Genomic DNA, 4,560 nt, shown 5'->3' with positions numbered 1-4,560 from the left:
CGTCGCCATGGCTCTCTGCGTCACCGGATCGCTGTCAGCCCTGGCGGAGACGGTGGTACTCCTGCTGCTTTTCGTATTCATCAGCACCAACATCGCCGTCCTGGTTCTGCGCCGTGACGCAGTGCAACACAAACACTTCCGAACGCCGATCATCTTCCCGATCCTCGCTCTCGGTACGTGCGTTGCGTTGCTCACCCAGCAGAGCGCTGCGACGTGGTTACGCGCATCATTACTCTTGGCCGTCGGAGTAGTGCTGTACGCCCTCTCCCACCGCCGATCCACGAAGTGAGGTGCGATGTACAGGAGCCGGTGTGATGACCGACAGTTCTGACGCGTCAGATGTAATTCAGCGTCGAGAGCGAAAGATCAACAGGCGAACCCTGACGTACGGCGTGTCAGTCGTTCTGGCTACCACGGTTTTGGTTATCGCGATCGTGTGGTTGGGCTCCCGGCGGGGCGAATGCTTCGGTACCGACACCTTGCTGTGCTCACAGAAGGATCGCCGACTGGCGGTCTTCGTCCCGAGCCTGATGTTGCTGCTCGGGACCGTGGGCGCGTTCTTGCGAGCCTCCCTGCGATTGCACCGCCTGCGGCGCCTCTACATCCGGCCGTACATGGCGTGGGCCTTGGCGGGCCTCACCCTGACGTATCTGACCGGAGCTTACTTCTTGATCGGGGTCTAGATTCTCTGAATACGTCTGTTCAGCAACCAGATTGAGTCGACAGCCGCAAATCAGAATCGCGGATCGTCGATCGCAGTGAGGACTACTTCCCGCACTGACGTCGAAGACGACAAACTCGAGATCGAGCGCACCGTATCCACAACGTCATGTACCGGGACCAGAGATCCCTCTCCCCTGGCGGCAGCGACGTCTCGGGGCACGTCGAGTCCGTCTGCTGTATTGAGATATCCGAGATGAAGGACAGTCACAGCGAGTCTGTCCTTCCGGTAGCCCTCTCTCAACGCGTCGGCAATGCCGTTGATCGCGAACTTCGATGCACCGAACGCAACCTCCGGCCTACCGCTTCGCGGGAGTCCCGAGGTGGACCCGGTCAAGATGATCCGAGGTCGAGGACGGCCGATCATTCTCGGGATCAGGCGCTTGAGCAGGAGAATTGTGGCCGTGATGTTGGCGTTGATCATTTCGAGCATTTCCATGTCCGATTGTTCTGCGAATGCATAGTCAGTGGTGAAGGCGTCCCCTTCCCAAATCCCGACGTTGCAAATCAGGGTGTCTACACCTCCGACAAGCTCCTGATCGATCGAGTTCGCCGCCGTAACAGGGTCGGTCAGGTCTACTTCGATCCACTCGGAGACGTCGAACCCGTCAGGGCGCCGCCGAGAGATGCCGAGAACTTCGTGGCCGTCGCTCCTCAGTCCCTCGATCAAAGCACGACCGAGACCTCGGCTCGCACCGACAACAACCGCCCTCGCCACAATTACACCCTTCGTCGTCGCTCGAACCGATCCTATCGATCCAGCCGTCGCCGGTAGTTTCGTCGAGAAGCGAGAGACTCAGATTCGCACCGTAGTGCAGCTGGACAACTACGGGCTCGCCAATATTTCAGCCAGGGCACTGGCGAACTCGCGTGCTTGGTCAGAGGTGATGGTGGAGGCGGTCACACGAAGTGCCCGGTGGCACTGACCCGGCGTCGCCGAGAACTGACTTCCGTCCCGCACGAGCCAGCCAGACTCGGCGAGTCGCTCGACAATCGGTTCGGAATCCCGATCCAGCGGAACCCAGACATTGAGTCCGTCGAAAGTTTCAGGAACCTCGATATCATGTTCTGACAGTGCAGATTTCAGAAGGGTTCGGCGGCGCTCGTAGACAGCGCGAGCATTGGCGAGGCCGTCGATCACCGTCGGATCACTCAGCAGTTCAGCACTCAAGCGCTGCTGCAGGTGACTGACCCAGTTGGCGCCCGACCGGAGATGAGTGCTCAGCCGAATGCCGGTGTCGAGGTCCGAGGCGACCACTGCCACGCGCAGGTCGGGCCCGAGAAATTTCGACACGGAACGAACAAGCGCCCACCGCGTCGTGCTCATCGGAGCGAGCCGACAGTACCGATTGCTGGACACGGCAGAGAAGTGATCGTCCTCGATTACCAGAACGTGAGGGAACTCGGCCAGGATGCTTCCGAGAATCGCCGCTCGGTCGGCGCTCATGCTGACCCCGGTGGGGTTGTGCGCACGAGGGGTGCAAATAATCGCGCGCACACCACTTTCGAGAGCACGCAGCAGCCCTTGCGGGGTAATACCCGAAGTGTCGATGTCCATCGGTACCGCTCGGAAGCTGTTGGCTTTGAGCGTTCCGATGCTCGCCAGGAAGCACGGATCCTCGATCGCGACGGCGTCACCTCGGGTCAAATGAGCGGTCAACAGTCGCTCGACCGCGTCAACGGCACCGTTGGTGATGGTGATCGAGCACGGCCTTAGAACCTCGTCCTCGATCGAGGAACGTGCCCAGGAATCGAGTAGAGGCTCGGTGGCTGCGGCGCCGTACAACCGGGGCGTGTAAGTGGTCCGGTCCAACGAGGCTCTGAGATCAGGCAGCAATGCCGGATCAGGATTTCCGCTGGCGAGATCCACGCTGCCAGGAAGAGCGATACCGCCTTCTCCTTCCAGGAACGGTATGGCTCGCACGAAGCTGCCGCGCCGGCCCTGTGTCTCCACAACTCCCGCCGCCACGAGCAAGCGATAGGCTCCGGCAACTGTGTTCCGGTGAACCTCGAGATCGTCGGCCAAGGCCCGTATGGGCGGCAACGCATCCCCTGGAGCCAGTACCCCAGCACTGATGAGATTGCGGATGCCCTCGGAAATCTCGCCCGCTGTCCCGCGGACGACATAGAGCCTCACCTGGTCCGCCACAGTGCTGGTCACAGGCTCACTCTATTAGCACATGACAAAACCTCCACGCTGTGACACATTGTCACATGACAAAAAATCTGTGAGGAGACACATGATTCTGCCCGGACAATTCCGCCTCTCCGACGACGCGGTCGCCGACTCTCTCCACGCCGGTGGATTCGGACACCTGGTCACACCGGGCCCCGAGACCCTCGAAGTCACGTCGATGCCACTGCTGTACAACGCCGAAGGAAACGTGTTGGAGGGGCATCTCGCCCGGACGAATCCGCATTGGCGATACACCGGGACATCGGAGTCTCTAGTGATCCTCCCCGGCGCCGACGCCTACGTGAGCCCCGAGTTCTACCCGAGCAAGAGCGTCCACGGGAAGGTCGTCCCGACGTGGAACTACGAAGTTCTCTACGTCTACGGCCAACTGGTTGCGCACGACGACGAGCAGTGGCTGCGTGCGCACGTCACCGCACTGACAGCTCGACATGAATCCGGCCGTGAGAACGAATGGAAGGTCACCGACGCGCCGCCGCAGTTCGTCGATGCGCAGCTGCGAGGGATTGTGGGGATCGAACTGCACGTGGCCCGTGTCTACGGAAAAGCGAAGTTGAATCAAAACCGTTCCCCCGCTGATCGCTCCGGCGTCATCCGGGGTCTGGAGAAGGGCTCATTCTCCGAACGAGAGACCGCCGCAGCGATGGTCGCCGCGGGCCTCGACAACGGTTGACCGTTACGCCGTCGTCGTACGCCTTGTCTAGTCGCACATTCAGGTGAGCGGTTTTCCACCCGTCACGCCGATGACTTCCCCAGTGGTGTAACTGGATTCGCCAGAGGCGAGAAATACATAGGCGGGAGCAAGCTCGGCCGGCTGACCTGCCCGCCCGAGCGGAACGTCGTCCCCGAACGTCTCGAACTTCTCCTTGGGCATCGTCGCCGGAATCAGTGGCGTCCAAATCGGTCCAGGTGCAACGGCATTGACCCTGATTCCCTTCCGTGCGACATCGGCGGCCAGCCCCTTGGTGAAGTCGATGATGCCCGCCTTTGTCGTGGCGTAATCGAGCAGCTCGGGCGACGGGGACGCACCTTGGATGGACGAGGTATTCACGATCGTCGATCCGGGCTCCATCTGCGCGATCGCTGCTTTGGAGAGCCAGAATAGTGCGTAGAGGTTGGTTTTCATCACACGGTCGAATTGTTCGGTGGTGATATCGGCGATGCCGCCCATCTGCACCATCTGAAACGCGGCGTTGTTCACCAAGATGTCCAGTCCGCCGAGTTCACGCACCGCGGTTTCGACCAAAGCAGAACAGTGTTCCTCGCTTCGGAGATCTCCCGGCACCGAGACGGCTTTGCGACCTGCCTCCTCGACCCAGCGAGCGGTTTCCCGAGCGTCCTGTTCTTCCTCGTCGAGATAACTCAGGACAACGTCCGCGCCTTCTCTGGCAAATGCAATCGCGACCGCACGTCCGATGCCCGAATCTGCTCCGGTGACAATCGCACGCCTTCCTTCGAGTCGACCGCTCCCTCGATAGGTGTTTTCACCGTGGTCGGGAGGAGAAATCATGTCTGCGGTGAGACCGGGGTGTGCGATCTCCGCCTGCCGCTCACGCACAGGAGCGGGGAACCGCGTGGTCGGGTCCTGCATTGCGTACTGGTCCGGCATATCGATACTCCTCAGGTGACGCAGTTTCTCGTGGGCT

General features: G+C 60.8%; 5 protein-coding genes and 1 pseudogene. 3 read left to right on the top strand and 3 right to left on the bottom strand.

The window, feature by feature from the left end:
* A pseudogene (locus tag A2J01_RS21515) lies at nucleotides 1–289 on the top strand (amino acid permease); the annotation flags it as partial.
* Between the two features lie 25 nt (nucleotides 290–314).
* The gene (locus A2J01_RS21510) at nucleotides 315–683 is read left to right on the top strand and encodes a hypothetical protein (RefSeq protein WP_064113535.1); all 369 of its coding nucleotides are present in this window, start codon (nucleotides 315–317) and stop codon (nucleotides 681–683) included.
* A gap of 50 nt (nucleotides 684–733) precedes the next feature.
* Here the strand turns inward: A2J01_RS21510 and A2J01_RS21505 are convergent, their stop codons facing one another.
* Together A2J01_RS21505 and A2J01_RS21500 are read right to left on the bottom strand one after the other, a co-directional pair.
* Entirely contained in the window at nucleotides 734–1,438 is a 705-nt protein-coding gene (locus tag A2J01_RS21505) for an SDR family NAD(P)-dependent oxidoreductase (protein WP_064113532.1), read from the bottom strand.
* Nucleotides 1,439–1,546: 108 nt separating this feature from the next.
* Entirely contained in the window at nucleotides 1,547–2,881 is a 1,335-nt protein-coding gene (locus A2J01_RS21500) for an aminotransferase class I/II-fold pyridoxal phosphate-dependent enzyme (protein ID WP_231915864.1), read from the bottom strand.
* A 79-nt stretch (nucleotides 2,882–2,960) separates the two neighbouring features.
* On the opposite strand from A2J01_RS21500, the gene A2J01_RS21495 reads away from it, so the two are divergent.
* Nucleotides 2,961–3,587, top strand: coding sequence for an FMN-binding negative transcriptional regulator (locus A2J01_RS21495; protein WP_030537447.1), 627 nt, complete (start codon nucleotides 2,961–2,963; stop codon nucleotides 3,585–3,587).
* A gap of 39 nt (nucleotides 3,588–3,626) precedes the next feature.
* On the opposite strand, the gene A2J01_RS21490 is transcribed toward A2J01_RS21495, so the two are convergent.
* Nucleotides 3,627–4,523: an SDR family oxidoreductase gene (locus tag A2J01_RS21490; RefSeq protein WP_007735622.1), complete on the bottom strand. Its 897-nt coding sequence runs from the start codon at nucleotides 4,521–4,523 to the stop codon at nucleotides 3,627–3,629.
* Nucleotides 4,524–4,560: the final 37 nt, after the last annotated feature.

This window comes from Rhodococcus sp. EPR-134, assembly GCF_001647205.1.
Lineage (GTDB): Bacteria > Actinomycetota > Actinomycetes > Mycobacteriales > Mycobacteriaceae > Rhodococcus_F > Rhodococcus_F qingshengii.
The sequence above is the reverse complement of the archived record's forward strand: the minus strand, read 5'-3'. Positions and strand labels throughout refer to the sequence as shown.

Coding starts and splice junctions, on each gene's coding strand:
- A2J01_RS21490 (WP_007735622.1), bottom strand. CDS start 4,523: ATGCCGGACCAGTACGCAATGCAGGACCCGACCACGCGGTTCCCCGCT.
- A2J01_RS21510 (WP_064113535.1), top strand. CDS start 315: ATGACCGACAGTTCTGACGCGTCAGATGTAATTCAGCGTCGAGAGCGA.
- A2J01_RS21495 (WP_030537447.1), top strand. CDS start 2,961: ATGATTCTGCCCGGACAATTCCGCCTCTCCGACGACGCGGTCGCCGAC.